The sequence below is a fragment of the Allobosea sp. GW821-FHT10B12 genome, assembly GCF_059415545.1.
Window position 1 is genome coordinate 309,136 of record NZ_JBWKNL010000003.1, and the last position, 26,539, is coordinate 335,674.

The 26,539-nt window shown below is 66.2% G+C and carries 31 protein-coding genes and 1 pseudogene; 14 read left to right on the top strand and 18 right to left on the bottom strand.

From position 1 onward, the window contains the following. Positions 1-151: 151 nt before the first annotated feature. Positions 152-562, bottom strand: coding sequence for an acyl-CoA thioesterase (locus tag AC07O0_RS11325; RefSeq protein ID WP_494622988.1), 411 nt, complete (start codon positions 560-562; stop codon positions 152-154). Further along, the gene (locus AC07O0_RS11330; protein WP_494622990.1) at positions 555-926 is read right to left on the bottom strand and encodes a hypothetical protein; all 372 of its coding nucleotides are present in this window, start codon (positions 924-926) and stop codon (positions 555-557) included. Before AC07O0_RS11330 ends, AC07O0_RS11325 begins: the two co-directional genes overlap by 8 nt. Before the next feature lie 149 nt (positions 927-1,075). On the opposite strand from AC07O0_RS11330, the gene AC07O0_RS11335 reads away from it, so the two are divergent. Together AC07O0_RS11335 and AC07O0_RS11340 are read left to right on the top strand one after the other, a co-directional pair. Beyond that, positions 1,076-1,888 carry an AraC family transcriptional regulator gene (locus AC07O0_RS11335; RefSeq protein WP_494622992.1) on the top strand — a complete coding sequence of 271 codons (813 nt, stop codon included), beginning with the start codon at positions 1,076-1,078 and terminating at the stop codon, positions 1,886-1,888. Positions 1,889-1,961: 73 nt separating this feature from the next. Beyond that, positions 1,962-2,381: a VOC family protein gene (locus tag AC07O0_RS11340; protein WP_494622994.1), complete on the top strand. Its 420-nt coding sequence runs from the start codon at positions 1,962-1,964 to the stop codon at positions 2,379-2,381. On the opposite strand, the gene AC07O0_RS11345 is transcribed toward AC07O0_RS11340, so the two are convergent. Continuing rightward, positions 2,382-3,605: an MFS transporter gene (locus AC07O0_RS11345; RefSeq protein ID WP_494622996.1), complete on the bottom strand. Its 1,224-nt coding sequence runs from the start codon at positions 3,603-3,605 to the stop codon at positions 2,382-2,384. A gap of 185 nt (positions 3,606-3,790) precedes the next feature. Between AC07O0_RS11345 and AC07O0_RS11350 the strand changes: the two genes are divergently transcribed. Beyond that, on the top strand, positions 3,791-4,813 hold the full coding sequence (locus AC07O0_RS11350) for a 2-dehydropantoate 2-reductase (RefSeq protein WP_494622998.1): 1,023 nt from the start codon (positions 3,791-3,793) through the stop codon (positions 4,811-4,813). 1 nt (position 4,814) lies between these two features. Here AC07O0_RS11350 and AC07O0_RS11355 read toward each other — a convergent pair whose 3' ends face one another. Continuing rightward, positions 4,815-6,029 carry a putative bifunctional diguanylate cyclase/phosphodiesterase gene (locus tag AC07O0_RS11355; RefSeq protein ID WP_494622999.1) on the bottom strand — a complete coding sequence of 405 codons (1,215 nt, stop codon included), beginning with the start codon at positions 6,027-6,029 and terminating at the stop codon, positions 4,815-4,817. A 272-nt stretch (positions 6,030-6,301) separates the two neighbouring features. After that, entirely contained in the window at positions 6,302-6,589 is a 288-nt protein-coding gene (locus tag AC07O0_RS11360) for an HlyU family transcriptional regulator (protein ID WP_454024562.1), read from the bottom strand. 240 nt (positions 6,590-6,829) lie between these two features. Here AC07O0_RS11360 and AC07O0_RS11365 point away from each other — a divergent pair, with 240 nt between their 5' ends. From AC07O0_RS11365 to AC07O0_RS11375, 3 genes are all read left to right on the top strand, one after another. Further along, positions 6,830-7,141: a hypothetical protein gene (locus AC07O0_RS11365; protein ID WP_494623001.1), complete on the top strand. Its 312-nt coding sequence runs from the start codon at positions 6,830-6,832 to the stop codon at positions 7,139-7,141. Between the two features lie 151 nt (positions 7,142-7,292). Then, positions 7,293-7,664: a hypothetical protein gene (locus tag AC07O0_RS11370; protein WP_494623002.1), complete on the top strand. Its 372-nt coding sequence runs from the start codon at positions 7,293-7,295 to the stop codon at positions 7,662-7,664. Then, the gene (locus AC07O0_RS11375; RefSeq protein ID WP_494623003.1) at positions 7,655-8,224 is read left to right on the top strand and encodes a TetR/AcrR family transcriptional regulator; all 570 of its coding nucleotides are present in this window, start codon (positions 7,655-7,657) and stop codon (positions 8,222-8,224) included. Before AC07O0_RS11370 ends, AC07O0_RS11375 begins: the two co-directional genes overlap by 10 nt. Before the next feature lie 4 nt (positions 8,225-8,228). Here AC07O0_RS11375 and AC07O0_RS11380 read toward each other — a convergent pair whose 3' ends face one another. The 3 genes and pseudogenes from AC07O0_RS11380 to AC07O0_RS11390 form a co-directional block, all read right to left on the bottom strand. Next, the gene (locus AC07O0_RS11380; RefSeq protein ID WP_494623005.1) at positions 8,229-8,654 is read right to left on the bottom strand and encodes a secondary thiamine-phosphate synthase enzyme YjbQ; all 426 of its coding nucleotides are present in this window, start codon (positions 8,652-8,654) and stop codon (positions 8,229-8,231) included. Then, positions 8,654-9,264: pseudogene (locus AC07O0_RS11385) on the bottom strand (LysE family translocator). Before AC07O0_RS11385 ends, AC07O0_RS11380 begins: the two are co-directional and overlap by 1 nt. Positions 9,265-9,328: 64 nt before the next feature. Next, positions 9,329-9,604: a hypothetical protein gene (locus tag AC07O0_RS11390; protein WP_494623007.1), complete on the bottom strand. Its 276-nt coding sequence runs from the start codon at positions 9,602-9,604 to the stop codon at positions 9,329-9,331. A 235-nt stretch (positions 9,605-9,839) separates the two neighbouring features. Between AC07O0_RS11390 and AC07O0_RS11395 the strand changes: the two genes are divergently transcribed. Then, on the top strand, positions 9,840-10,085 hold the full coding sequence (locus AC07O0_RS11395) for a DUF2798 domain-containing protein (protein ID WP_494623009.1): 246 nt from the start codon (positions 9,840-9,842) through the stop codon (positions 10,083-10,085). A 33-nt stretch (positions 10,086-10,118) separates the two neighbouring features. On the opposite strand, the gene AC07O0_RS11400 is transcribed toward AC07O0_RS11395, so the two are convergent. From AC07O0_RS11400 to dnaG, 6 genes are all read right to left on the bottom strand, one after another. Further along, positions 10,119-10,745 carry a hypothetical protein gene (locus AC07O0_RS11400; RefSeq protein ID WP_494623011.1) on the bottom strand — a complete coding sequence of 209 codons (627 nt, stop codon included), beginning with the start codon at positions 10,743-10,745 and terminating at the stop codon, positions 10,119-10,121. Positions 10,746-10,812: 67 nt separating this feature from the next. Further along, positions 10,813-11,199: a ribosomal maturation YjgA family protein gene (locus tag AC07O0_RS11405; protein WP_494623013.1), complete on the bottom strand. Its 387-nt coding sequence runs from the start codon at positions 11,197-11,199 to the stop codon at positions 10,813-10,815. Between the two features lie 26 nt (positions 11,200-11,225). After that, positions 11,226-12,116, bottom strand: a complete 891-nt coding sequence (locus tag AC07O0_RS11410; RefSeq protein WP_494623015.1) for a DUF817 domain-containing protein — start codon at positions 12,114-12,116, stop codon at positions 11,226-11,228. Positions 12,117-12,242: 126 nt separating this feature from the next. Then, positions 12,243-13,124 carry a dienelactone hydrolase family protein gene (locus tag AC07O0_RS11415; protein WP_494623017.1) on the bottom strand — a complete coding sequence of 294 codons (882 nt, stop codon included), beginning with the start codon at positions 13,122-13,124 and terminating at the stop codon, positions 12,243-12,245. 1 nt (position 13,125) lies between these two features. Then, on the bottom strand, positions 13,126-15,141 hold the full coding sequence (gene rpoD, locus AC07O0_RS11420; RefSeq protein WP_494623019.1) for an RNA polymerase sigma factor RpoD: 2,016 nt from the start codon (positions 15,139-15,141) through the stop codon (positions 13,126-13,128). A 191-nt stretch (positions 15,142-15,332) separates the two neighbouring features. Beyond that, on the bottom strand, positions 15,333-17,234 hold the full coding sequence (gene dnaG, locus AC07O0_RS11425) for a DNA primase (RefSeq protein WP_494623021.1): 1,902 nt from the start codon (positions 17,232-17,234) through the stop codon (positions 15,333-15,335). Between the two features lie 123 nt (positions 17,235-17,357). Between dnaG and AC07O0_RS11430 the strand changes: the two genes are divergently transcribed. The 4 genes from AC07O0_RS11430 (at position 17,358) to AC07O0_RS11445 (ending at position 19,438) form a co-directional block, all read left to right on the top strand. After that, entirely contained in the window at positions 17,358-17,633 is a 276-nt protein-coding gene (locus AC07O0_RS11430) for a type II toxin-antitoxin system VapB family antitoxin (RefSeq protein ID WP_494623023.1), read from the top strand. Continuing rightward, positions 17,627-18,019, top strand: coding sequence for a type II toxin-antitoxin system VapC family toxin (locus tag AC07O0_RS11435; protein WP_494623025.1), 393 nt, complete (start codon positions 17,627-17,629; stop codon positions 18,017-18,019). Before AC07O0_RS11430 ends, AC07O0_RS11435 begins: the two co-directional genes overlap by 7 nt. Then, a complete protein-coding gene (locus AC07O0_RS11440) occupies positions 18,019-18,945 on the top strand; it encodes a LysR substrate-binding domain-containing protein (RefSeq protein WP_494623027.1) in 927 nt (308 codons plus the stop codon). Before AC07O0_RS11435 ends, AC07O0_RS11440 begins: the two co-directional genes overlap by 1 nt. Before the next feature lie 76 nt (positions 18,946-19,021). Then, entirely contained in the window at positions 19,022-19,438 is a 417-nt protein-coding gene (locus tag AC07O0_RS11445) for an NIPSNAP family protein (protein WP_494623029.1), read from the top strand. Positions 19,439-19,450: 12 nt separating this feature from the next. Here the strand turns inward: AC07O0_RS11445 and AC07O0_RS11450 are convergent, their stop codons facing one another. Together AC07O0_RS11450 and AC07O0_RS11455 are read right to left on the bottom strand one after the other, a co-directional pair. Continuing rightward, positions 19,451-19,948 carry a YfjT/YkfB family phage-associated protein gene (locus AC07O0_RS11450; protein ID WP_494623031.1) on the bottom strand — a complete coding sequence of 166 codons (498 nt, stop codon included), beginning with the start codon at positions 19,946-19,948 and terminating at the stop codon, positions 19,451-19,453. Positions 19,949-20,006: 58 nt separating this feature from the next. Next, the gene (locus AC07O0_RS11455; protein WP_454024578.1) at positions 20,007-20,468 is read right to left on the bottom strand and encodes a GatB/YqeY domain-containing protein; all 462 of its coding nucleotides are present in this window, start codon (positions 20,466-20,468) and stop codon (positions 20,007-20,009) included. A gap of 134 nt (positions 20,469-20,602) precedes the next feature. Between AC07O0_RS11455 and carA the strand changes: the two genes are divergently transcribed. From carA to AC07O0_RS11470, 3 genes are all read left to right on the top strand, one after another. Beyond that, the gene (gene carA / locus AC07O0_RS11460) at positions 20,603-21,823 is read left to right on the top strand and encodes a glutamine-hydrolyzing carbamoyl-phosphate synthase small subunit (protein ID WP_494623034.1); all 1,221 of its coding nucleotides are present in this window, start codon (positions 20,603-20,605) and stop codon (positions 21,821-21,823) included. Between the two features lie 132 nt (positions 21,824-21,955). Next, positions 21,956-22,282: an NIPSNAP family protein gene (locus AC07O0_RS11465; protein WP_494623036.1), complete on the top strand. Its 327-nt coding sequence runs from the start codon at positions 21,956-21,958 to the stop codon at positions 22,280-22,282. 176 nt (positions 22,283-22,458) lie between these two features. Next, positions 22,459-23,283, top strand: coding sequence for a prephenate dehydrogenase/arogenate dehydrogenase family protein (locus tag AC07O0_RS11470; RefSeq protein ID WP_494623038.1), 825 nt, complete (start codon positions 22,459-22,461; stop codon positions 23,281-23,283). A gap of 23 nt (positions 23,284-23,306) precedes the next feature. Here the strand turns inward: AC07O0_RS11470 and AC07O0_RS11475 are convergent, their stop codons facing one another. Both AC07O0_RS11475 and AC07O0_RS11480 read right to left on the bottom strand, forming a co-directional pair. Beyond that, positions 23,307-25,397: a hypothetical protein gene (locus tag AC07O0_RS11475; protein ID WP_494623040.1), complete on the bottom strand. Its 2,091-nt coding sequence runs from the start codon at positions 25,395-25,397 to the stop codon at positions 23,307-23,309. Positions 25,398-25,521: 124 nt separating this feature from the next. Next, entirely contained in the window at positions 25,522-26,454 is a 933-nt protein-coding gene (locus AC07O0_RS11480; RefSeq protein WP_494623042.1) for a LysR substrate-binding domain-containing protein, read from the bottom strand. Between the last annotated feature and the right edge of the window lie 85 nt (positions 26,455-26,539).

Consider the following 26,539-nt stretch of genomic DNA (forward strand, 5'->3'; position numbering starts at 1 on the left):
AGGACCTCCCAGCCCCTGGCAGAGCGGCCCCGGTGGACCGATCACCGGCAGAATTGCGGAGGTCCGCTTAAAGAACGCTTAAGTTGCCGGATTCTTCTGAATCACTCGGCCACGGCACCCGTTCACGTCTCGTTAGGGTTTGCGCCCCGCCTCAGCCCGCCGGCAGCGGCGGCACCGGCCGCGGCTTGCCGTCATCGTCGATCGCGACGAAGGTGAAGCTCGCGTCGGTGACCTTCTCGTGCAGCGTGGTGCGGAAGCGCCTGGCCCAGGCCTCGACCTGGATCTTCATCGAGGTCCGCCCGACCGACTTCACCGAGGTGTAGACGCTGAGCACGTCGCCGACCTTGACCGGCCGGATGAAGGTCATCGCCTCGACCGCGACCGTCACCACGCGCCCCTGCGCCCGGTCGACCCCGGCGATGCCGCCGGCTTGGTCCATGCGCGACATCACCCAGCCGCCGAAGATGTCGCCATTGGCGTTGGTATCGGCCGGCATGGCGATGGTACGCACGGTCAGGGTGCCGCAGGGTTCTTCGGCAGGGGCCACGCCAGACTCAGTCATCGTTGTCCTTCCCTTCCTCGATATGGAAGGAGTGGAGCACACGATGCAGGATCGGCGCCAGCACGAAGCCAGTGGCGATCACCACAAACAGTCCTGAGAAGATCGCATAGAAGCCGGCGAAGAGCTTGCCCCCGGCGGTCTTGAGCTCGGTCACCGGCCCCATGCCGGAGAGGATCATCGCCGCATTGACGAAGGCGTCGACCGCGCTCATGCCCTCGCTGGCGGCATAGCCGATCATGCCGATCGCCAGCCCGACGACGGTGAGGGCCAGCCAGAGCAGCATCGCCCGCCCCATGCGCAGGGCGAAGCGCTGAAACGGGATCAGCCTTTCGTGGCGGCGCTCGAAGCGCGTCAGGCGCAGCATTGCCATCTCCCTGGCCGCCGGACCTGCCCGAGGGATCGGCACTGTTCCAGCCCATTCCCAGCCGGTCCGGTCGCAAGCATGGCTCCGCCTTTGTCGTTGAGCAGGGTTCCGATAAGCGCCACTATCCGTCAAGCCAAGCGGGACCGGCAATGCAGGCGGATTGGGAACTGGTACGAGCCGCGCCGCGGCCCGATCTCGCGGACGCCGTCATCGGCTATACCGGCTATCGCGAGCGCCGCGCCGAACCGGTCCTGCGCCGCGAGGTGCCGGTGCTGGTCATCCCGCTGATCATCAACTTCGCAGCGCCCTTCACGCTTTCCGTCGCGGATGGCGAAAGCACCGCGCCGCAAGCCTTCGCAGCCGGCCTCATCGACCGCCCTGTCCTGGTCTCTTCGCCCGGCCTGGCCGCCTGCGTGCAGATCGACTTCACCCTGGCCGGAGCCTATCGCTTCTTCCAGCTCGACCAGCGCGACATGGCCGGCCGGATCGTCGACCTCGACGATCTCGGCCCGTTGCGCCGTCTCGGCCCCGGTTTGCGCGAATGCCGATCCTGGACCGAGTGCTTCGCCCTGCTCGACCGCGGCATCGGCCAAAGGCTGGCGCGCGGGCGCGGCCTGTCACCGGAGGTCGCCGCCGGCCTCGCCTGGCTGGCCGCACGGCGCGGCAACGGCCGCATGCGCGACCTTACCGCCATGACCGGCTGGAGCGAGCGCCACCTGACCCGGCGTTTCGCCAGCGAGACCGGGTTCGGGCCGAAGACCATCGCCCGCATCCTGCGCTTCGAGCATGCCCGCGAACTGGCGGCGCGCGACCGGCCCGGCGGCTGGGCCGCGATCGCCCAGTCTGCCGGCTATGCCGACCAGGCCCATATGACTCGCGAGTTCACCGCGTTGAGCGGCCTGCCACCCGCCGCCCTCGCCCGCAACGACGCCGGCGAGCACGGCATACTGGAACCGGGCTGAAGTCCGTTTCGTTCAAGACGGCGCGCGCCCTCTCGGCTTTGCTGGCGCGACCATGCAATCGGAGACCCCGCCAATGCCGCAACCTGCCGCCATCTATTTCGGCCTGCGCTACCGCGATGCGGTGAAGATGGTCGACTGGCTCGTCGAGGCCTTCGGCTTCGAGAAGCACGCCGTCTTCCTCTCGGAGGACGGCAGCAAGGTCGTGCACGCCGAGCTGCGGCTCGGCGAGGGCATCGTCATGTTCGGCTCGAGCGAAGGCACCGACTTCGCCAAGCTGGTCAAGACGCCCTTCGAGCTCGGCGGCACCACCGCCTCGCCTTATGTCGCGACGAGCGACATCGATGCGCTCTGCGAGCGGGCCCGCAAGGCCGGCGCGGTGATCACGATGGAGCCGACCGACCAGCCCTATGGCAGCCGCGACTTCATCTGCAAGGATCCGGAAGGCCATGTCTGGTGCTTCGGCACCTATCGGCCGGGCACCAGCCCGGCCTGATCATGCCGCCGCCAGCTTCGGCCGGGCCTTCAGCATCAGCCAGCAGACGATCGAGAGATTGATCAGGTTCCAGGCGAGGCCGTTGAGGAAGGCGAGCCGGTAGGATGCGGTCGCGTCGAAGATCAGGCCCGAGACCCAGCCGCCGAAGGCCATGCCGAAGATCGTCGCCGACATCACGACGCCGATGCGCGCACCCGCCTCGCGCGGCGGCATGTAGTCGCGGATCGCCACCGCATACATCGGCACGATGCCGCCCTGGAACAGGCCGAAGATGCCGGTGACGATGAAGAGCGAGCTCAGCCCGTCGAACCAGAGATAGAGGAACAGCGCCATGCCCTGCATCAGCGAGGACAGGGCGAGCGTCGCGGTGCCGCCGATCCTGTCGGCGACGAAGCCCGAGCCGACACGGCTGACGATGCCGAGCGCCATCATCACCGTCAGCATCTCGGCGCCGCGGGCGACGCCATAGCCGAGGTCGCTGCAATAGGCGACGATGTGGACCTGCGGCATCGACATCGCGACGCAGCAGCAGAAGCCGGCAACGACCAGCAGCAGCTGCAGCTGGTTCGGCGACAGCCCCAGGCTGCCGCGCGCCCCGGCGCTGCTGGCCTCGGCCGCAGCGAGGGTCGCCGCGCTCGGCCGGCGCCGGAACAGTGGCGCCAGCGGCATCATCACCGCGAACGCCGCGATACCGAGCCACAGATGCGTCGTGCGCAGGCCATGTGTCTCGACGCCCCAGTTGATCAGTTGCGGCCAGAACATCCCGGCTAGATAGCTGCCGGACGCACCGAAGACGACGGCGAGGCCGCGATAGCGCTTGAACCAGTGCGACAGGTCGGCGATCAGCGGCGAGAACCCTGTCGCGGCGCCGAGCCCGATCAGGAAGCCATGCGCCAGCGTGAACTGCCAGAGCGTGCCGGATATGGAAGCCAGTGCATAGCCCGTGGCCAGCAAACAGGCGCCGAGCACGATCGGCCACATGATGCCGAAGCGATCGACCAGGCGGCCCATGACGATGTTGCCGATGCCGAAGCCGATCATCGCGAAGGTGTAGGGCAGCGAGGCATCGGCGCGCATGACGCCGAACTCCCGCTGCACCGCCGTCACCACCACCACCGCCGACCAGGAGCCGACACACGCCACCGTTCCGATCAGCAGGGCAAGTGCCAGCCTAAACCAGGCGTAGGGCGAATCCGGCGCGTAGCGCGCGTCCTGGGCGTCCATGTTTCCTCGCGAGCCCGACGGAGAACGATCTTCTCTCTGCCCGAGCATTAGGCAGCGCGCCGGTTCGCCACAAGCACACAGGCGCTGGGCCGATGCGGCGCGGATGTGGGGTCGTCCCGCATGCTCCCGGCCTATTTGCATCGCCTTGCAGGGCGGGCATGCTCGGCATCCTGCTCGGAGGCACGATGGCAAGGATCTGCATCTACGGCGCCGGCGCGATCGGCTGCCATCTCGGCGGGCGGCTCGCGGCCGGAGGCGCCGAGGTCGGCTTCATCGGCCGCCCCCGCATCGGCGAGGAGTTGCGGGCGCACGGCCTGGCGCTGACGCATTATGACGGCCGCGACTGGCGCGTCGCACCGGAAGCGATCGCCTTCTCGACCGAGCCGGAGGCCGCCGCAGCAGCCGATCTCGTTCTCGTCACGGTCAAGTCAGGCGCCACCGCGCAGGCCGCTGCCGAGCTCGCCGGCGTCGTTCCGCCAAGGGCCGTCGTGATCAGCTTCCAGAACGGGATCGGCAATGCCGACGTGCTGCGCGCCGCCCTGCCCGGCCGCAGCGTGCTCGCCGGCATGGTGCCGTTCAATGTCGTGAGGCGCGGCCCCGGTGCCTTCCATCAGGCGTCCGAAGGCGAGCCCGAGGCCGAGGACTCATCGGCGCTGGCGCCCTTCCTCGCCGATTTCACGCGCGCCGGCTTCGCCTTGCGCCGGCATCGCGACATGCCGCCGGTGCAATGGGCCAAGCTGCTCTTCAACCTCAACAACGCCGTCAACGCGCTTTCCGGCCTGCCCTTGCAGCAAGAGCTTGGGCAACGCGATTATCGCCGCTGCCTCGCCCTCGCCCAGGCCGAGGCGCTCGGCCTCCTGGCGCAGGCCGGAATCGCGCCGGCCCGGCTGACGCCGCTGCCCGCAAGCTGGATCCCGGCATTGCTGCGCCTGCCCGATGCGCTCTTCGCCCGGCTCGCCCGCAAGATGCTGGCGATCGACCCGTCGGCGCGCTCCTCCATGGCCGACGACCTCGCCGCCGGCCGCAAGACCGAGGTCGACTGGATCAATGGCGAGGTGGTCAGGCTGGCGCAGCGGCTCGGCAAGGGCGCACCGGTGAACGAGCGGCTGATTGCGCTCGTCCACGCCGCGGAGGCGGACGAGGCACGGCAGGGCTGGAGCGGCGAGGCCTTGCTGGCCGCGCTCTCGATGGGCGCCGGGCGAGGCTAGCTCAGCCCTTGCGCCCGGTCAGGTCGGCATATTGCTCGGCCGGGAGCGGTCGCCCGAGCATGTAGCCCTGCATGTAGTTGCAGCCCTCGTCGATCAGGAAATCGAGCTGCTCGCGCGTCTCGACGCCTTCGGCCACCACCTCGATATCGAGCGCATGGCCGAGCGCGATCACTGCGCGCGTGATCGCCGCCGCCTCCGAGGCGACGCCGAGATTGGCGACGAAGCTGCGGTCGATTTTCAGCGTCGAGAGCGGGAACATGTGCAGATAGGAGAGCGAGGAATAGCCCGTACCGAAATCGTCGAGCGCGATGCGCACGCCGAGCGCCTTGATCCGGTGCAGCACCAGCATGGTCCGGTCGAAGTCGGTGATCATCACGCCTTCGGTGATCTCGAGCTCGAGCCGGTCCGGCTCGAGGCCGGTCTCGACCAGCACCTCGTCGATCAGCCCCGGCAGGTCGCCATGGCGGAACTGCAGCGGCGAGACGTTGACGGCGATGCGCAGCGGCTTCGCCCAGCTCGCCGCCTCGGTGCAGGCCTGGAGCAGCAGCTCCCGCGCCAGCGGCAGGATCAGCCCGCTTTCTTCCGCCGCGGGAATGAAATCCGACGGGGAGACGACGCCTCGTTCGGGGTGGACCCAGCGCGCCAGGGCCTCGAACCCGGTCAGAACTCCCGCCGCCGAGAAGACCGGCTGGTAGTGCAGATGCAGCTGCCTCTGCTCGATCGCGGCCTCGAGATCCTTGGCGAGATAGTGACTGCTGCTCGCGACGCTCGGGCCGGGTTGCGCCCCCGACTTGACGTCGACCATCAGGTTGATCGCGCCGGTCAGTTTTCCGGCCATGTCGTAGAGCGGCGTCGGCAACGGCATGAAACGCACCCTGCTGCCGTCGGGACGCTCCGCCAGCGCCTCGACGCCACGGACCTCGCGTTCCTCCCGCAGCGCTATCGCCATCGGGCAATCCTCGAGCGGCAAAGGCGAGCCATCGATCCGGAACAGCTTGTGGCTGATGCACCAGCGATCGCGGCCGAGCTGCGGCTCACGTCCAACGAGCTGGACGGCGGCCTGGTTGAAATAGGTCACGTATCCGTCCGGGTCGGTCGTGTAGAGCGCGACCGGCAGGCGTGCCACGATCTCACGGAAGCGGCTGTCGCCGCCGCGGCCGCGCCCCGCAACCTGGGATTTGTCCGGCCTGGCATTGCCGGAAGGTTTCGGAGGCATGCTGACGATCTCGGTATCGGCGGGCGAAGTGACGATATCAAAGCCTGAAAAACCGAATAAAGTTTTAAATGGCCTCTCTGCGAGAGCGGATCAGCCAAATGGCAGACGAAACAGCTCGATGAAGGCAAAAAGTTTCCTGTATAAATTAGCTCAAATTCTTTGGTTACCCTAGGGATATTGCAGTCGTTACCAAAAATCTGAAACTTTTATCGATCCGTGCATGTGCACGAAAGAAACATTTCTCACACATGGTCAGAGATTTCCTCAAATCCTTATTTGAACAGGCGTTCGCCTTGCTCATCGATCAACTGCCTGGCCTTGACGAGGGCGAAGTCTGCCGCCTCCTCGGCGCCCGGAAAGCGGTCAGCCCGAATGAAGCGATGGCTCTTCACCTCGCCATCGATCTCCTTCTCGATCACGCCGGCAAGCTGCTGCTGTCCGCCTTCTGCGAACGGCGTCGCATGAATGGTGAAGCCCTTGTACTCGGCGCTCTTCAGCGGCGCGGCCGGGCCGGCCGGCTTGGTCTCCTTGCGGCCGAACAGGGATTTGAGAAAGGACATGGCGGGCTCCGTCTGGTTCGCGCTGTATAGCGCAGATGCGAGCCGCTTGGCCAAGGCCCGCGGCACCTCCCGTGGAAATCGAGGGCCAGCGGCCCCTGCCAGGCGGGATCACCAGCCATTGCGAGATACCCCTCTGGCGTGGCGACGCCGGCATCACCATGTCTTCATGAGACAGGGCAGAACAGAAGCCCGTCCCTCTCGGCGCTCTTCTTGGCCCGCTCTGTCGCAGGAGCAGCCATCATGCGCTTCCTCAAGCCTGTTCTATCGACTTTGCTGGCCTTGCCGCTGTTGTCCGCTACGGCACATGCGCAATCCCCTGCCGGTGTCCCTTGCGCCGATCGCAACACGGCGACGGCGCAACTGCACGAACTCTATGGCGAACGCCGGATCGGTTATGGTCTTGCTGCAAACGGCAGTGTGATCGAGCTCTTCGCCGCTCCGAACGGCTCCTTCACCCTGTTCGCGACCTTGCCACATGGCGTGAGCTGCCTGATCGCAACCGGGCAGTCCTGGGAGCCGCCGCCGGATCCGGAGTACTATGCCGGGCGGTGAGTCTCCGGGTCGCCCGCGAGAAGCAAGGTTGCGCCACCCCTGCCAGGCGCGGGAAAACCATCCCCTTTTCCGATGCCCCTTCCTCACAGCCGGGGGTTGTGTTTTCAGGCAAAATAATACCATACTAGATGGTATTATTTTGGAGATCATCATGAACGCCTGGCTCGCCCTTGCTGCCGCGCTGGCGGCCGCCACAACTCTGATCCACGCCGTTCTCGGCGGCCGGCATGTCGCCGCCCCGCTGCTGGCGGCCGAACGGCTGCATGCCGTGCCGAAGTTCACCATGTATTACTGCTGGCATCTGGTGACGATCGTGCTCGCCGCGCTGGCGCTCGCCTTCGGCCTCGTCGCAACCGGCCTGGGCAGCCGCGACCTTGCGCTGTTCGCCACCGCCGGCGCGGCGCTGTTTTGCCTCTGGGGGCTCGGCATGATCGGCCTCTTCCACTTGCGGATCGCGCATTTCCCGCAATGGGTGCTGTTCGCGGCGATCACGGTCAGCGGCGCCATCGGACTGTGGCTCTGACCTCCCCTGCCCCGCTGCGCTTCCGCCGGGGCGACTGGCTCGCGCTCGGCCTCACCGCGCTCGCCGAGCAGGGATCGGCAGGGCTCACCATCGAGGCGCTCTGCCGCCGCGCCGGCAAGACCAAGGGCTCGTTCTACGCCCATTTTCCCGCGATCGAGGCCTATCTCGCCGCGCTCGCCGGCCATTGGCGCGAGACCTTCACGCTGCGATTGATGCAGGAGGCTGACCGGAGCGCAGCGGCGCAGGACCGGCTGATCGCGCTCGACCGCATGGCGCTCGCCCTCGATATCCGCGTCGAACAGGGCATGCGCCGCCTCGCCCAGCTCGATCCGGGTGTGGCTGCGACCTGTGCGGAGGTCGACCGCGAGCGCATCGGCTATCTGGAAGGGCTCCATGGCGAGAGCGGGCGCTTCACGCCGCAGGAAGCCCTCGCGCTGGCCCGCGTCGAATACGCCGCCTTCATCGGCTTCCAGCAGCTCGACCTCGGCCTCTCGCCGGACGACCTGCACGATTGCTACGGCACCTTCATGCGGCTGCTTGTCAGACCCAAAGGCGACTGACGGCTCAAGCGAGGTGCAGCACGACCTCGCGCCGATGCGGGCTGGTGCGGTGCTCGAACAGGTAGATGCCCTGCCAGCTGCCGAGCGCCAGCCTGCCGGCGCTCACGGGAATCGAGAGCGAGACCGGCAGCACCGCCGCCTTGATATGGGCCGGCATGTCGTCCGGCCCTTCGGCGCGATGGAGGAGATAGGCCATCGCCGGATCGTCCGCTGGCGGCACCAGCCGGGCGAAGAAGGCGGCAAGGTCGCGCCTGACGTCGGGATCGGCATTCTCCTGGATCAGCAGCGAGCAGGAGGTATGACACACGAACAGCGTCAGCAGGCCGCTATCGACCGCCGCCTCGCGCACGAAGCGGACGGCCGCGTCGGTGAATTCGTAGAGCCCCGGCCCGCGCGTCTCGATCGCAAGGCGGGTCTGTTTTCCTGTCATCAACGCTCGGTCAGCGCCAGCTTGGCGCCGAGCGCGACGAAGGCGGCCGCGAAGGTGCGCCTGAGCCAGGCCATCACCGCCGGCCGGGTCACCACCTTGTCGCGCATCGCCGCAGCGAACAGGCCGTAGAGCGCGAAGACGACGAAGGTCATCGCCATGAACACGCCCGAGAGCTCGAGCATGCGCGTCATCGGGCTTGCCTCGCCCGTGGCGATGACTGCGGCAGGAAGGCGACGAAGAAGATCGAAAGCTTGGGGTTGAGCACGTTGAGTGCGAGGCCGTCGACCAGCACGCGCCAGGCCGAGCGCTTGTCGGCCGCGGTCTCGACGCTGAGCGCGCCCTGCTCCTTCAGGGTCTGCCAGGCCATCCAGAGCAGATAGGCGACGCCGGCATATTTGACGATCGAGAAGGCGAGCGCGCTGGCGTGCAGCAGCGCCGCGAGGCCCATCATCGCGGCGATGAGATGCGGCACGATACCGAGCGTGCAGGCGAAGGAAGCGAGCAGGCTGGCTTTGGCCCCGCGCGTCAGCCCGGCGGCGATGGTGTAGATCGCGCCCGTCCCGGGCGAGGCGACGATGATCAGCGAGGTCAGCAGGAATTCGAGGGACACAGCTTCACTCCAGCTCCAGCGACGCTGCCGGAGCCGCATCGATATCCCTGTCTCGGGTGCCTTGCTAGCCCAGTCCTTCGAAGATCCCACCGATCACCGAGACGACCGCCTCGCCGGTCGCGACCACGACGGTCCCGGCGCCTTCGACGACAGTCCCAACCACCTCCACGGCAACGCCGACCGCATCGATCGTGACATTGCTGGCGACGTCGAGCACGCCGCTGACGACGTCTCCGGCAGCCGAGCCTTCCTCTTCCTGCTTCTTCGCTTGTGGAGGCAGGTTCGCCTGCAGCGCCGCCTTGGCGGCCTCGATCTCCTCGGCACTCGGGATACCGGTCATTGATGCTCCTCCAAGGGAACCCCGCAAGAGAACCCAGATTGTCGGGGTGACCTTAGCAGAACTGTGGCGGCCAGGATCGATTTTGCTTGCCCGCGGCGGAAACGGATCGTAAAGGCGGCGCGCGTCCCCATGGACCGCCGTAAGCGTCTCACGTCAGGCAACGCATCCCCCGGCTTAAGCGCCGCCAGGATGCAATGAAGCCATGACGGCGCGGCCTGTCCTTACGGATGTTCCCATGAACCCTTTCCGCAGATTGCCGGCGCGCTATGGCGCGCTCGTCACTCCCTTGATCCTGTCCGGCCTGATGACCCTGATCGTCTCGGGCATCTCGACCCTGCGCGTGCTCGGCCCGACACCGGCCTTCCTGCAGGGTTGGCCCGTTGCCTGGGGCCTGTCCTGGCTGATCGCCTTCCCGGTGCTGCTGCTGGCCCTGCCGGCGGCGCGCCGGCTCACCGCGATGCTGGTCGCGCCGGCGGGTTGATCCACGGCAGAAGGGGCGGCTCGCGCCGTCCCTTCACGGTGCAGCGGACGCCGCTTCGAGAGCCCGCTCGCGCCAGCGGGACAGAAGCGCGGCAAGTTCCTGCGGCGTCAGATCGAATTGATCCGGCAGGCCTGAATTGCGCCCGATCAAGCGGCGATTGGCGCTCGCGAGCTTTGTCCCGTGGGCCGGAGCATAGTCGAACGCCACCATCGGCGTGCCGGCTGGCGGCAAATGGACTGCCACGAAGCCACTGAGGTCCGACCAGCGCATCGCGCGATGTCGATAGAGCGTCGCCAGCGTCAGATCGTCGGCGGTGAGCCTGAGCAACGTCGCCTTGAAAGCCATGAGGAGCAGCAGGGGTGCGCCGCCGCCAAACAGGACCACGCCGGCCCAGAGAATGACCTTCGACAGCCCCGGATCGGCGCGTGGCAAGAGTGCGCCGATGCCGAAGGCGAAGCCGGCCGAGCCGAGCGCCATGATCAGGTTGCGCTTCCGGCCGCTCCGCAACGTCACGGGCGCAGGGAACCGGGCGAGAAGCTCTTCGGCATCGAGCGTTTCGGAGCGCAGCAGTCGTGGCCATAACTGTATGGCGAAAACAGCCGTGCAGACGCCGAAGAACACCAGCGCCTGCCAGCCATCGCGCGCACCGGTCGCGACCATCGCGATGCCCGCGACCGTGAACAACAGGCTGATCGCGAAGAGCAGATAGTTGACGGGACGGGGCATGTCAGTCGCTCTCCCTGAACGCCTTGCCGGAGTAGGTCGCAAACCAGTCGGCAACGGCAGCAATGCCGATTCCGGCAAGATAAGCCACGATATCGGCCCACGCGAAGAAGCGCCCCAGCAGCAGAACACCCATGCGTGTTGCCCGGAATGCATCCAGCCAGAACGGATGCCAAAGCTGGCTGAACTCGACCATTACAGCGATCGATGACGCCACGAGCACGAGCCGGGCCATTCGCCAGCCCGGTCGAAGCCAGGCGACGATGCAGTAGACCATGGCGCCCCAGAGCGCCGAACCGAGATATTTCGCGACGATTGGCGGCCACGCGATACCCGGCAGGCGTGTCGTCAGGCCGATCGCGATGATGCCGACCGCGACCAGCGTGAGCACGACCCGCCGTGCTGGCCAGATACCCGTCACGACCGATCGAGCGGTTGCGGGCGATTGACCAGCGTCACCAGCGTGTAGCTGATGACCAGCAGCAGGAACCATGACCCCAGCTTGGCGAGCGACACCATCGACCAGCCCTGGAGCTGGGATGGGTAAAGCCAGGTCCGCGTGAACGTGCCGATATTCTCGGAAAACCAGATGAACAGCGCGACCAGCATCAGCCCGAGCAGGAGCGGCATCAAGCGGTAGACGCGCCAGACCTTGAAGTAGATTCGCGTCCGGCAGAACAGGGCTGCGACCAGCAGGAAAAGCCCGATCCGGATATCCATGACATAGTGGTGCGCGAAGAAGTTGACGTAGATCAGCACACTCGTGCCGACCAATGCCCAAGGTGGCGGGTGATGGGAAAAACGAAAATCGAACAGGCGCCAGGCCCGGCAGATATAGCTGCCGACGCAGGCGTACATGAAGCCGGTGAACAGTGGCACGCCGCCGATGCGGAAGAAGCTCGGCTCGGGATAGATCCATGAGCCGACAGCGGTCTTGAAGATCTCCATCGCCGTGCCGACGACATGGTAGATCAGGATGACCTTGGCTTCCTCGATCGTCTCGAGCCGCATCAGGATCAGGCCCGCCTGAACCGCGACCATGCTGAGGAAGAGGAAGTCGTAGCGCGCCAGCGCCGCGTCGCGCGGATAGAAGAGATAGGTCGCGATCAGCAGGAGGACGACGATGCCGCCGAACAGGCAGGCCCAGGCCTGCTTCATGCCGAAGCGGATGAACTCGTAGACGCCCGCCATGATCGGACGGCCGGCCATGCGCTCGCCGAAGCGGTGCTCGAAATCGACGAAGCCGGCGAGCGGTGGCCAGACGGCCGCGGCGCTGGCCCCGGAGGCACGCATGTCGGGTGTCTCCATGCGAATCTCCGAAGCGGAAGCAAGCCGACGACCAGGGAAAGATCGCCAGATAAGCCGCCCGGCCGGATGAGACCAGTCTGCGTCGAGTGTGGCGAGGCCAGGAATAGAAGCGTTCGGCGCCGCGCTCTAGCGCTTGAGATGCTCGTCGAGGAATGCCGGCACGCGTTGGAAAGCTTCGGCACGTGCGGATTTGTCTGTGCCGATCACGGGAATGGGGCCGTCTCCCGTCCGGTAGGCGGGGAGTTCCCGACGCGGCAGGTTCGGCGCGTCGAAACTGTGGACGGCGGCAGGGTATGATTTCAGCGAAACCGGATTGCCTCGCGCCTTCGCGGCCTCGATGAAGCTGGCGCAGGGCGGATAGGGCGTCCAGACATCGGCCTCGCCGAACAGCACCAGCAGGGGTGTGCGCGTAGTCCAACCCTGCGGTTCGACCTGCGTGAATGGCTTCGACTGCATGACCTCGCTGCAAGCGCCGGGATAGAGCGCGACCGCTGCCTTGAAAGCGTCGGCCAACCCCTGCGGGCGCCCGATGCTCTTGTCGTTGATGCTGAGCAGCACCGTCGCACCGCCCTGCGACCAGCCGATCAGGCCGACGCGATCGCGCTGCACGAAGGCTTGCGCCTGCAGGTGCTGCAGGGCGGCATAGGCGTCCTTCGGCCGGTCGCGCAGCATGGTCAGCCGCTGCGGGCCGGCCGTGCAGGTCTGGCCAAAACCGCGCGGAGTCGCGCTGTCGACGACGAGGACGACATAGTCGGCCGCGACGAGCGCGTCGGCCCAGGCCTTATAGAGTCCGAGGATGCGCCCCTGTGGTCCCAGCAGGCCGGAGCAGCCATGCATCAGGACTACGGCCGGGCGCGGTGTCTCGCCGGGTGGCCGGCTGAGATAACCCGTCAGCGTGGTTTCGCCGTCGAGCGAGCGAAACCGGAGCGTGTCCTGCGCGGCGGCCGAGGCCGCGCAGGTCGCGAGGAGGAACGCGGCGACGACAATCCTGCCGAGCGCCGCGAACATCCTAGTTGTCCAGGAAACTCCTGAGCTTCCGGCTCCGGCTCGGATGCTTCAGCTTCCTCAGCGCCTTCGCCTCGATCTGGCGGATGCGCTCGCGGGTGACGCTGAACTGCTGGCCGACCTCTTCGAGCGTGTGGTCGGTGTTCATGCCGATGCCGAAGCGCATGCGCAGCACGCGCTCCTCACGCGGGGTGAGCGAGGCGAGCACGCGCGTGGTGGTCTCGCGCAGATTGCTCTGGATCGCCGCGTCGATCGGCAGGATCGCGTTCTTGTCCTCGATGAAGTCGCCGAGGTGCGAATCCTCCTCGTCGCCGATCGGGGTCTCCAGCGAGATCGGCTCCTTGGCGATCTTCAGGACCTTGCGGACCTTCTCCAGCGGCATGGCGAGCTTCTCGGCCAGCTCCTCCGGGGTCGGCTCGCGGCCGATCTCATGCAGCATCTGGCGCGAGGTCCGGACGATCTTGTTGATCGTCTCGATCATGTGCACCGGGATGCGGATGGTGCGGGCCTGGTCGGCGATCGAGCGGGTGATCGCCTGCCGAATCCACCAGGTCGCGTAGGTCGAGAACTTGTAGCCGCGGCGGTACTCGAACTTGTCGACCGCCTTCATCAGGCCGATATTGCCTTCCTGGATCAGGTCGAGGAACTGCAGACCGCGATTCGTGTACTTCTTGGCGATCGAGATCACGAGACGCAGGTTCGCCTCGATCATCTCCTTCTTCGCCTGCCGTGCCTCGCGCTCGCCCTTCTGGACCATCAGCACGATCTTGCGGAATTCCTGGATCTCCAGGCCGGTCTCCGACGCCAGGGTGTGGACGTCCTCGCGCAGCTCGCGGATGCGCTCCTTCTCCTGCGCGACGAATTCCCTCCAGCCGCGCGAGCCGAGCTTGGAGACGCGCAGCAGCCACTTCGGATCGAGTTCGGCGCCGATATGCTGCTTCAGGAAGTCGTCGCGGGCGACGCCATAGCTCTCGGCCAGGCGCAGCAGGCGGGTCTCGTGCGAGATCAGGCGCTTGTTGATGTCGTAGAGCTGCTCGACCAGCGCCTCGATGCGGTTGTTGTTGAGCGAGAGCGACTTCACCGCAACGATGATGTCGTCCTTCAGCTTCTTGTATTTGCGGTCCTGCGACGGCGAGAGCTTGGTGTTCTCCAGCCGGTTGGCGATGTCCTGGTCCTGCAGGCGGCGCAGCTTGGTGTAGTTGCTGGCGATCGAGTCGAAGGTCTCGAGCACGCGCGGCTTGAGCTCGGCTTCCATGGCCGAGAGCGAGACGTTGTTCTCGAGGTCGTCGTCGTCCATGCCCTCGGGCGGAGCCTCGCCCTCGGGCGCAGCTTCCTCGGTGGCTTCTGCACCTTCCTCGCCCTCGCCCGGCATCTGCTCCGGGTTCTTGCCGTCGGGGCCGGCATAGGTCGCTTCGAGGTCGATGATGTCGCGCAGGAGGACCTTGCCCTCGTTGAGCTCGTCGCGCCAGATGATGATCGCCTGGAAGGTCAGCGGGCTCTCGCAGAGCCCGGCGATCATCGCCTCGCGGCCGGCCTCGATGCGCTTGGCGATCGCGATCTCGCCCTCGCGCGAGAGCAATTCGACCGAGCCCATCTCGCGCAGATACATGCGGACCGGATCGTCGGTACGTTCGGTCGGCTCGAGATTGCGCTTGGTCTCGACCGGCAGCGCCGAGCGCTGCGCCTCGACCATATCGCCGCCTTCGGCCTCGTCCTCGCCATCGTCCTTGCCGCGGGCCGCGCGTTCTTCGCCCGCCGCTTCGGGATCCTCGTTGTCGACGACGTTGATGCCCTGCTCGCTGAGCTGGCCGAGCACGTCCTCGATCTGCTCGGAGGAGAACTCCTCCGAGGGCAGGACCTCGTTCAATTCGTCATAGGTGACATAGCCGCGCTTCTTGGCGAGCTTGATCATCCGCTTGACGGCCTGATCGGTGAGATCCAGCAGGGGGCTGTCCGTGCTCGGGGGCGCTTCCGGGGAACCCGGTTCGGACTTGTCCCGCTCGCTCACTTTGGTCGCCATCAATCAGCGCTCCGCCTTCTTGCGCGCCGGTGCTGTCGCTCCGACGCATAAAAGGGCGCCGCGGCAGCCGTCGCTGCCGCGCACCCACCCAATTCATCCACCGCAGATAGCGCCGACCATCGTTGATGAATCGTGCACCATCTCAAAAGCGATCCCCGAACCTGCCGACGAAAAGCAACGCGCCAGCCTGGCTACTTGTCGGAATTCGCCTCGGTCCCCTCGATCGTCTCGAGGCGAGCCTTGACGTCCTTCATCCAGGCGAAATTGGCTTCCGTTGGTTCGTCAGCCAATGCGCGTTCGGCTGCCTTCAGCTCGCTATGTAGCGTGCGTGCGCGATGATGCAAGACGAGAGCCTGACGAATCGAATCAAAAACCGATTCCGGATCAGCCGTTTGCACCAGCTTCAGCCGCTCGGCCGGCTGGGTGACGGCCAGCAGCGCCGCCTGCGCTTCGCCGACCCGGGTCTGCTCCAGCCGCTGCCCGAACGCCTCCTGGTCGAAGGCACCGTCGATCGCGGCATCGAGCAGCGCCTGGCGAAAGCGCTCGGCGGCCGGCCCGTCGAGCGCGAGCTCGGCGATCTCGTCGACGCAGCGCATGACGAGGTCGGGATGGCTCGCCAGCGCCAGCAGGACGAAGGCCTCGCGCGGATTCTCGCCATGCCGGCGTTGCATCAGCGGCGAACTGGTGAGCTGCGGGCTCGGCCGCACCAGCGACAGCGGCGGCCTGTCCTGGCCGCGCTGAAATCCACGCCCACCGCGCGCCCCGCCGGAAAACCCGCCGGAGAAACCGTTCTGGCGCCGCCCCTCGAACCGCTCCTGCTGCGGCGGGGCAAAGAGCTGCCCGATGCGCTCGTCGATCTCACGACGATAATGCCGGCGCGTCGCCTCGTCGCGGATCAGGCCGAGCGGCTCCTTCAGCCGGCGCTCGAAGGCGGCGCGCCGCTCGGGCGTGTCGAGCTGGCTCGCCTCGAACTCGCGGGACCAGAGCATGTCGACGAGCGGCTTGGCCGAACCGATCACCTCGGCGACCGCGGGCTTGCCGCCGGAGCGGGCGAGATCGTCGGGGTCCTGCCCCTCGGGCAGCAAGGCGAAGGAGAGCGACTTGCCCGGCTCCAGCATCGGCAGCGCGAGATCGATCGCCCTCCCCGCCGCCTTGCGGCCGGCTTTGTCGCCGTCGAGGCAGATCACCGGCTCGCCCGCCATCCTCCAGAGCAGGGAGAGCTGGTCCTCGGTCAGCGCCGTGCCGAGCGGTGCCACCACCTGCGGGAAGCCGGCGAGCGTCATCGCGATGACGTCGACATAGCCCTCGACCACGATCACCTGGCCGGTGTCGTGCGCCGCCTTGCGGGCATTGTGGTGGTTGAACAGCAGCGCGCCCTTGTGGAAGAGCGGCGTCTCTGGCGAGTTCAGGTACTTGGCCGGCACGTCGGCGCTCATCGCCCGGCCGCCGAAAGCGATCACCCGCCCGCGCGCATCATGGATCGGGAACATGATCCGGTCGCGGAAGCGGTCATAGGGCACGGCGATCTCCTCGCCATGCACCAATAGGCCGGTTTCCATCATCGCATCGGCGCCGACGCCCTTAGCCGCGAGATGGTCGCGCAGGGCGAAGCGGTCAGGCGGCGCATAGCCCATGCGGAAGAGCTGCCGTGCCTCTGCTTCCAGCCCGCGACCCGACAGGTAGCGCCGCGCCAGCCCGCCGCGCTCCGATTGCAATTCGGCCTCGAAGAAGCGCGCCGCCAGCTCGACGACCTCGTGCAGCCCCTTGCGCTTCTCTTCCTGAGCCTGCGCCTCGAAGGAGACCTTCGGCAGGGTGACGCCGGCCTCGGAGGCGAGCTTCTCGACCGCCTCCGGGAAAGAGAGCCCCTCGGTCTCCATCACGAATTTGAAGATGTCGCCGTTCTTGCCGGAGGAGAAATCGAAGAAGGAGCCCTTCTGGTCGTTGACGAAGAAGGACGGCGTCTTCTCGGCGTTGAAGGGCGAGAGTCCCTTCCATTCCCGGCCGGCCTTGGCGAGGCGCACGCGCTTGCCCACGACCGCCGAGACTGGCAGCCGCGCCTTGATCTCCTCAAGGACGGAGGGCGGGAACTTCATGGCTTCCTATCTGGCTGCTGCGCGCCTGCTTGCCAACCGCGGAAACCGCCATTGCCGAGCTTATGGCCCATATCCACAGCAAGCCCCACATGATAAAGAAAATCGCAGAAAAGGAAGAAAGCCGTGGCGCTCAACATCAAGGACCCGGAGACGGAGAAAGCGGTGCGCCAGCTGGCCCGCCGGCGCGGGCTCAGCCTGACAGAGGCCGTGCGCATGGCCGTCAGGAGCGAGCTCGACAAGGACGAATTGTCCGAGGAAGAGAAGGCGCGGCGCGTGGCAGCGGCCATGGCTCGGATGGAAGCGCTTGATCGCAAATACGGGATCAAGCCGGCCGAGCATTCCATGACCAAGCAGGAAATGGACGATATCATCGGTTACGATGAGAACGGGATGTGGTGAATCTCGTCGTCGATACCTCGGCGGTCATCGCGTGCCTGACCGGAGAAAATGAGCGGCCGGCCTTCATGCGCGCCCTGTCATTGGCAGAGCGCCGCATATTGTCCAGCGTCAATCTCCTGGAGGCCAGGATCGTCATCACCGGAACCAAGCGCCTGCCGGTCGATTGGCTAAATGACTTCCTCGACAACGAACGGATCGAGATCATTCCCTTCGACGAGGATCTCTCCAACCTCGCCTTCGACGCCTATCGCCGCTACGGCAAGGGCCGCCATCCCGCCAAGCTGAACATGGGCGACTGTGCCGCCTACGCTTTGGCCAGGTCGCGCGGCTGGCCACTGCTCTACAAGGGCGAGGATTTCACCCAGACCGACATCGAGCGGGCCTGATGCCGCCTGCGGTCGAGACGCGGCTGCTGCGCCAATTCATCGCCGTCGCCGAGGAATTGAACTTCCACCGCGCCGCCGAGCGCCTGCATATGGCGCAGCCGCCGCTCAGCCAGGCGATCCGCAAGCTCGAGGACACGCTCGGCCTCTCCCTGTTCGCGCGCAGCAACCGCAGCGTCGCGCTGACGCCCGCCGGCGACGCCTTCCTCGTCAGCGCCCGGCGCATCCTCGCCCAGCTCGATGAGGGCATCAGGGAGGCGCAGGCCGTCGCCGCCGGCCAGGCCGGCCGCCTTGCGATCACCTTCGTCGGCACCGCCCACGACCTGCTGCCATTGGCGCTGCGTCGCTTTCGCGCCGAGTTCCCCGGCATCGAACTTATCCTGCGCGAGGCGACCACGGGCGAGCAGCTTGCGGCGATCACCGCCGGCGAGGTCGATATCGGCCTGATGCGCCAGCCCGGCATCATGATCGCGCAGCTCGCCAGCGAATCCCTGCTGCGCGAGCCGATCCTGGCCGCACTGCCGGACGATCACCCGCTCGCCAGGGAGGAAACGATCCAGCTCGCCGCCCTTGCCGGCGCCGATTTCATCGGCACGCCGCGCCAGCTCGGCATCGGCTTCCACGACCAGATCATCGGGCTCTGCCGCCTCGCCGGCTTCTCGCCGCGCATCGTCCAGGAAGCCCGCCAGATGCAGACCGTCGCCAGCCTGGTCGCAAGCGGGCTCGGTGTCGCGCTGATCCCGGCCTCGCTGGCGCTGATGCCGCGCACCGGCGTCGCCTTCCGGCCGATCACGATCGAAGCGCCGCCGGAAATGACGCATGTCGAGCTGATCGCTGCCTGGGATGCGACGCGCAGCTCGCCGGCGCGAGAAAACTTCCTCGCCGTGCTCCGGCAGGCTGCGATCGATATGCAAGGCATATCAAATTAGGACGAACAATATATTTTACTGAGAGCAGTCGCGTAGGCAGGCTCCTCGCACAGCAATAGCCGAGGAGCTTCAGCTCATGCACCGCCCTATCCGGCGATCAGCCTTGCTTGCGGCCGCGCTCGCTGCGGCGGCCGCCTTCGTCATCCCTGCCTCAGCGACCGAGCGAGCGACCATGATCGAGCAACTGCGCATCTACGAGATCTTCGAGGGCAACAAGGCGGCCTTCCACGCCCGCTTCCGCGACCACGCCGCCCGCATCATGAAGACCCATGGCTTCGACATCGCGGCGATGTGGGAGGCCAGGACCAAGGAGCGCACCGAGTTCGTCTATGTCCTGCGCTGGCCTGATGAAGCGACGATGCGCGAAAGCTGGGCCCGCTTCATGCAGGATGCGGAGTGGTCGAGGATCAAGGACAGCAGCGCCGCCGAGCACGGCCGCATGGTCGGCGCGATCGAGGAGCGGGTGATGCAGCGCACGAGCTATTCGCCCTGAGCGCTCAGCTCCCTACCGGCACTGCAGCGGGTCGTCAGCCAGGGCCTTCGCCACGCCCTCGGTCGGCAGCAGGACGGAGGCCTCGGCGGCGCGCAATTCGATCCGCTTCGCCTCGCGTAAGGCCGCCACCACCGGCTTCATCTGCGCGACACCGAAACTCCCATCGGGCGTCCAGGTCAACTCGACCTCGTCGATGCCCGACTGAGCCTTGACCGGCACGCGCGTCGCCTTGCCGTCGGCCACGATCTCGATCGCCGACGGCAGGGCTTCCCTGAGCTGCGTCTTGGGCAGGACGGCCATCAGATAAGGGCCGCGCATGATCGCCGGGTTGGCGCGGGCCGCGGCAGCATCTCCGCAATAGAAGGTGAGCCGCGTTCCGTCGGAGCCGCTCACACCGGCATAGGATGTGCCCATCTGATAGCCGGTGCCCCAGCCCTCCGACTGGGCGAGGGCGGCATAGCCTTGCAAGGTAAGACCGAACGTCAGGACAGCGATCGACCGTTTCGACATCGGAAGCCTCCTTTGCCGAAACGCCGCCCGTCGATCTGGCGAGAATGCCGCCCGCGGATCAGCCGCCCAGCAACTGCTTTACCATAGGTGAGACCTTGGCGAAGTCCATCTGGCCGGCATAGGCGCCGCGCAGCGCGCCGATGACCTTGCCCATGTCCTTGACCGCGGAGGCGCCGGTCTCGGCGATGACCTCCTCGATCGCCGCCTTGATCTCCTCGTCGCTCATCTGCTTGGGCAGATAGGCGGAGATCACTGCGACCTCGGCGCGCTCGCCGTCAGCGAGCTCGGGGCGGCCATTGGCGTCGTAGATCGCGATCGATTCCTGGCGCTGCTTGATCATCTTCTGCAGCAAGGCGAGGATTTCGTCGGCCGTGGCCTCGCCCTTGCCGGCGCCGCGCGCCTCGATGTCCTTGTCCTTCAGCGCCGCCTGGATCAGACGGATGGCGGCGACCTTGCCTTTTTCGCCGGCCTTCATCGCGGTCTTGAGGTCGGCAGTGAACTGCTCACGCAGGTTGGACATGATGGTGCAAACCTTCTTCATTCATTGACGGGGCGCGGGCGCCTGATTAAGGCTCGCGCTCCAGACCGGCAGCGCCACCCGCGCGCAGCCTTCACGCTTGCCGCAGCTTCCAGCGGCCTGGACGAGACATAGACATGACCGCTCACGAAGGAAACCCCGCCGCGCAAGGCTGGCAAGAGGGCTGGGTCGAGCCGCGCGCGACCGCCGTGCTGGTGCTCGCCGACGGCACCGTGCTCGAAGGCTTCGGCCTCGGCGCGATCGCGCAGGCGCCCGGCGAGGTCTGCTTCAACACGGCGATGACCGGCTATCAGGAGATCCTGACCGACCCGTCCTATGCCGGGCAGATCATCACTTTCACCTTCCCGCATATCGGCAATGTCGGCGTCAACGAGGAGGACACCGAGACGGTCAATGCCGCCGCCTCCTCCGGCGTGCGCGGCGTCGTGCTGCATGCCGAGGTCACCCAGCCCTCGAATTGGCGCGCCGCCAAGCATCTCGACGCCTGGCTCAAGGCCCGCAACATCGTCGGCATCTGCGGCGTCGACACCCGCGCGCTGACCACGCTGATCCGCGAGAACGGCATGCCCAACGCGGTCATCGCCCATGACCCGGCCGGCAATTTCGACATCGAGGCTCTGAAGAAGGACGCCGCCGCCCTGCCCGACATGGCCGGGCTCGACCTCGTGCCGCTCGTCGCCGCGACCCAGCGCTATGACTGGGATGAGACGCCCTGGCAGTGGCCGCGCGGCTATGGCAAGCGCGAGAGCGCGGGCCATCGCGTCGTCGCCATCGACTACGGCGTCAAGCGCAACATCCTGCGCCTGCTCGCCAAGGCCGGCTGCGATGTCGAGGTCGTGCCCTCGACCGCATCGGCCAAGGACATCCTCGCCCTCAATCCCGACGGCGTCTTCCTGTCGAACGGCCCGGGCGACCCGGCCGCGACCGGCGAGTACGCCGTGCCGGTGATCAAGGAACTGCTCGACCGCAAGATCCCGACCTTCGGCATCTGCCTCGGCCACCAGATGCTGGCGCTCGCCATCGGCGGCCAGACCATGAAGATGAAGCAGGGCCATCACGGCGCCAATCATCCGGTCCAGGACAAGACCACCGGCAAGGTCGAGATCGTCTCGATGAACCACGGCTTCGCCGTCGACCCGGCGACGCTGCCGGCCAACGCGACCGAGACCCATGTCTCGCTCTTCGACGGTTCGAACTGCGGCATCGCCCTGAACGACCGCCCGGCCTTCAGCGTCCAGCACCATCCGGAAGCCTCGCCGGGCCCGCAGGACAGCCACTATCTCTTCACCCGCTTCGTCGAGTTGATGGAAGCGGAGAAGGCGAAGAAGGCCGCCTGAACTCTCTAGAGCCCGTTCCGATCAACTTGCACCGCAAGTTGATCGGTAAAACGGTCTCTAACTCAAAGTGAGAGACGGATTCACCAATCAGATTGATCCAATCTGATCGGATCCGGCTCCAGGGAGAGCGTCATGATCCACCAGTTGCGCATCAACGAGATCTTCGAGCGCAACAAGGCGGCGTTCCACGCCCGCTTCCGCGATCATGCCAGCCGGATCATGGCCCGCCACGGCTTCCACATCCTGTCGATGTGGGAGACGCGGAGCGCCGGCCGCACCGAGTTCGCCTATCTCCTTGCCTGGCCCGATCTCGAGACCAAGGCGGCGCGCTGGGCGAGCTTCATGGCCGATCCCGAGTGGATCGAGATCAAGCGCGTCAGCGTCATCGAGCACGGCGACCTCGTCGGCGCGATCGAGGACCGCGTGCTGCTGCCGACCGACTACTCTCCACCGCTGTGATTGACAGGCGGACGCGCCCGCGCTTTATGCGCGCCATGACCTTCGCCTGCCTGCTCGCTCGCAACTATTACGCCCCGTCCTCATAGAGGCGGTGGCATTTTCATGTCTCAACCGCCGCGCTGGCGGTTGAAATCAGGCAGTCACCCGGCATCGCGGCCCTCTCCAAGGAAAACGCGATGCTTATCCCGAACATCACCAATCCCTCCGTCGGCCTGATGGGCTTCGGCGCCTTCGGCCGCCTGATCGCCCGTCATCTCAAGCCGCATTGCCGCCTGATCGCCTTCGATCCGGCGTTGCCGGCCGATGCGGCCGCTGGCGGCATCATCGCCGCCGATCCGGCCGAGATCGCCGCCTGCGACATCGTCATCCTTGCCGTGCCGGTCGCGGCCCTCTCGCAGGCGATCACGACCTTGCGACCGCATCTGCGTCGCGGCGCGATCGTCGTCGATGTCGGCTCGGTCAAGATCGGCCCGGCCATGACCATGCTGGCCGAGCTGCCCGAGGACGTCGAGATCGTCGGCACCCACCCGCTCTTCGGCCCGCAGAGCGGACGAGACGGCATTGCCGGCCTCAAGATCGCGATCTGCCCGATCCGCGGCACCAGCGCCTGGCGCATCGCCGCCTTCCTGCGCCAGATGCTGCGCCTCAAGGTCATCATGACGACACCGGAGGCGCATGACCGCGAAGCGGCCATGGTCCAGGGCCTGACCCATCTCATCGCCAAGATCCTGGTCCGGATGGAGCCTTTGCCGCGCCGCATGACCACGGCGAGCTTCGACCTCCTGATGCGCGCGACCGAGATGGTCCGCCATGACAGTCCCGCCGTCTTCCTCGCCATCGAGCAGGCCAACCCGCATGCACGGCCGGTGCGCGACCGCTTCTTCGCCCTCGCCGAAGAGATGCGGGCGCATCTCGACGAGAGTGGTCAGCCCGGGCTGGAAAGGCCTGCTCGGATGAGCGCCGATCCTACTCGCCGCGGCACACCGGAATTTGCAGAATGAGGCGCGACGTTATCCGGATGGCCTCACAACTGCTCGTTCCGTCCGTCGACGCGCAGGACATAGGCGCTTGGAAACTCGTGATAACCACTGTTCGCGTCGAAAATCATCCCGACGGCGTTGAGATTCGGGTAGGGCCTGCTCGGATGCGGCGCACCGACATTGTCGAACAGGCACCAGCCGAACCACGGCGGCCGGTTGGTGTTGGTGAGCGTCCCCAAATGCCGCAGGAGATCGATCTGGATGTCGACCCCGCCAAGTTTCAAACTGGTGGCGCTGCCGAAATTGATCAGCATCTGCCCCCGGTGCGCGCGCGCCTTGATGGCCTCCAGGAACAGCCGGAATTTCTCGACATTCGGCCGCCACAGCGGCAAATTTTCATAGCGATCCTGGACGAAGACATCGAATTTGCGATTGCCGCTCTGCGGCAGCCAAGCCCCGTTCGTATTGTCGGCCCATGGCAGCGGCAGGCCGAAGTCCAGGTCGTCGTTCATGCGATTGAGGAGGTAGATCTTGCCCTGCGCCTCATAAAGCTTCGGCACATCCGAGCGGCCGACCAGGAAGGGAGCGCTGCGGAGCAGCACCCGCAGCGCATCATAGATCGCCGCCTCTTCCACCGGACTGTTGAGCCCGTTCCAATCATCCATCTTCAGCGACATGACCAGAAATTGGGTTGGCCGACTGCTCAAGAAAGCTTTGCATTCCGCAAGCAAAGATTCGAATGACTGAAATTCATTGCTCGTAGCATATCGAAGAATAAGATGATCACCGTGACACGTCATGAATCGATAGCCTGAAGACGAAGATATCACCTTCAGACGAACATCGAGAATGCGGGCTCCGGCCTCGAGCTGCTGCGTGATCGACAAGGATTGGCAAGCATAGGGGTCGAGCATGGCGCGGTAGATCGCCGCGCTGTCATGCGACCCGGCCAGGCTGATGTCGCAGATCGGTGTCTCTGGATTGTCCAGCGCCGACGAATCGGACGTGCTGCTGAACACGAGCCCGGGTGCGCTCAAGGCTGTCCTCGCCATGCCCACAGTCGCTATGCCGGTCTTGCCCACCGTCGCCGTGCCGGTCTTGACCGCCGGCCCCTCCGTTCTCGGCATCGGCTTGCTGTGCTCGTGCATCACCGCGGGCAGCGGAAACCCCTCCGCCACCGGCACTGTGAACGGCATGAACGACAGGGCCGGACCGGATTCCGATTCAGGATCGACGCCGCCCGCCTGGCTCGAGACCGCCACATCGCCGCTCCAGGTGCCGTCGGCGAACCAGGAGACGAAGAATGAGCGGTTGCGGTAGCCGCAATAGATCAGCCAGAGCCTGTCGTCGAAGACCAGCAGGCTCGGGCTCGCTTCGCTCTGGGCGTCGAGACCGCCGGGCTCGGCCGACAATTTGACGTCGCCCGACCAGCTGGTGCCATCGAAACGCGCAATGTAGAGTTCCGGCTTGTTCGCCCCCTTGTAGACCAGGACGAGTTTGCCGCCGAACACGGCCGCGGTCGGCGCCGAATCGGACCAGGGGTCGACCTGGCCCGGCTGGTCGGCGATCGGCGTATCGCCGTCCCAATTCTCGCCGTCGAACCAGGCGACGTAGAGCTTGTCGGAGCGAACGCTCGCTCCCCTGTAGATCAAATAGAGCTTGCCGTTGAAGACGACCGCCGCTGCGGCTTTGTCTGATTTCAGCTTGCCTCCGGCCCGTGTGACGATCGCCTCGTCGCCTTGCCAGCGATAGCCGTCGAACCACGACAAACGCAGCTCATCAGAGTCTTTCTTGCTGTAAATCAGGTACAAGACGCCGCCATAATCGATCAATGTCGGCGCCCGGGCCGAACTCGGGCTGATTTCTCCTGCGGTCGTGCCGATCCTCTGGTCGCCATGCCAGGCCGAGCCGTCATAGAGCGACATGTAGAGCTGGTCGTCGCCGCGGCTGGCATAGACCAGATGCAAGCGGTTGTTGTGCAGGCAGGCTGCCGGCGGATCCCAGGTTCTTGGATCGATCCCGCCGGGCTGGCTGGAGATGCTGGTGTCCCCCGCCCAGCTTGTTCCGTCATAGACGGTGGTGAAGATATGCTCGTTGTCGACCCGGCCCCGGTAGAACAGCCCCAGCTTCGCCATCGCGCATCCCCGCCGCTCAACCCCTGCGCGAGAGATGAGCGCCAGCCACAACCGGCGTCAATCCGGCGCAAATGCGGAGGCGTGAACCAATGTTCACAATCGCAGGCCGCGCCTTGTGCAGCCCCTAGGCCGCCTTGGCCTCCTGCCGCAGGAAGCCCCCGAGCTTGCTCGCCGACAGCCCGGCCTCATGCGCGATCCTGGTCGCCAGCGCCACCGCCGCCGGCCGCGGCTGGCCCATCGGCCGGTCGAGCCAGTAGGAGACCGGGTTGAGCGCCGTACGCTGGTCGACCCTGACGATCCGCCCGGCATCGACCTGCGCCTGCGCCAAAGGCGGGCGCGACAGCGCCACGCCAAGCCCTGAGGCGGCGGCGTCGAGCACGAGATTGTAGTCCTCGAACCTCCGGTCCTGCTGGCGCGGCCGGAAGTCGAGCCCCTGCGCATTGAACCAGGCGCGCCAGCCGGCAGCATCCGAATCATGGATCAATGGCTGGTCGAGGAAGCGCTCCGGCCTGCCTTCGCCGATCGCCCTGGCCAGCTCCGGCGAGGCGACGGGATAGCACCACTCCTCGAACAGCTGCACCGAGACCCGGCCCGGCGTGCCACCGCGGCCGCAGCGAATGGCGAGGTCGATGCCCTCCTCTTCGAGATCGACCTTGCGATGGTCGACCTGCAGCATGATGCGCACCGCGGGATCACCGCTCTCCAGACGCTGCCAGCGCGGCATCAGCCAGAGCGAGCAGACGGAAGGGGTCGCGCTGAAGCGCACCACCGCCGCCCCGCGCGGCTCGCTCCAGCGGTCGGAGGAATCGGCAAAGACCGAGAAGGCCTCCTGCGTGCGCTGGAACAGGCGCTGTCCCTCCGGCGTCAGCGCGACGCCGCGGGCCTGGCGCTCGAACACCCGCAGGCCGAGCCAGTGCTCGAGCTTGGCGACCTGCCGCGAGACCGCGCCATGGGTGAGGTTCAGGGCCTCCGCTGCGGCCGAAAAACTGCCGGAGCGGGCGGCGGCCTCGAAAGCACGCAGCGTGTCCAATGGCGGAAGTGGCGAGCTGTGATCCATGCTCACAGCTCGTCATTGAATTACTCGTTTGTCAATCAGCTCGCCGAGGCGCTTATCCGAAGGCGAACCGTCACCAGCCTTTGAG